The sequence below is a fragment of the Citrobacter cronae genome, from assembly GCF_016893685.1.
Classification (GTDB): Bacteria; Pseudomonadota; Gammaproteobacteria; order Enterobacterales; family Enterobacteriaceae; genus Citrobacter; species Citrobacter werkmanii.
Genome location: NZ_CP069763.1, coordinates 3973622 through 3974190, shown reverse-complemented (window position 1 = coordinate 3974190; position 569 = coordinate 3973622). Strand labels below are relative to the sequence as shown.

The following is a 569-nucleotide window of genomic DNA, read 5'->3' as shown; positions in this document are numbered from 1 at the left end:
TTACCAGTTCAAGAAACGAGGGCATAACCATGCAGTCACTGTCACTTCATCAAAATAGCGGATATCAATCGGCGGCGATGATAAATCGCAATCAACCTGTCTCGGTAGATAAACATGACCAGATCCGCGATGCCGTTCGTGCGTGGGCGGGCGCAGATGGTCAGGATGTCGTCTCTGCTCTGATTATCGAAGAGTATCGGGCGCAGGGTGGTGACGAGATTACTTTCCCTGACGACCTCAGCCGACAGCGTCAGAAGCTTTTCCGCTTCCTCGATAACCATTTCAACAGCGAACGTTACCGCGAGAATGTTCGCCAGCTGACTCCGGCAATTCTTGCTGTTTTGCCGCTCGAGTTCCGCAGCCGCCTGCTACCAGAAGACAACATTATGGCCCGTCTGGCTCGACTGGAGAAAGAAACCAGCGAAGCAAAAATTGCAGTCGCAATGGATGCACCACGTCATCAGAAGCTTAAGGAGTTGAGCGAGGGGATTGTCGAGATGTTCCGCGTTGACCCTGGCTTAACCGGACCACTGATGGAGATGGTGCAGATGATGCTGGGGGCTATATGA

Annotated in this window: 1 protein-coding gene; it reads left to right on the top strand. The window is 52.5% G+C overall.

The genetic code is table 11. The features are described 5' to 3' along the window. Positions 1 to 29: 29 nt before the first annotated feature. Positions 30 to 569, top strand: a complete 540-nt coding sequence (locus JSN25_RS17175; protein ID WP_204525742.1) for a toxin YdaT domain-containing protein — start codon at positions 30 to 32, stop codon at positions 567 to 569.

Bases quoted from the DNA above. Each gene is read 5' to 3' on its own strand.
- JSN25_RS17175 (WP_204525742.1), top strand. From the start codon at position 30: ATGCAGTCACTGTCACTTCATCAAAATAGCGGATATCAATCGGCGGCG.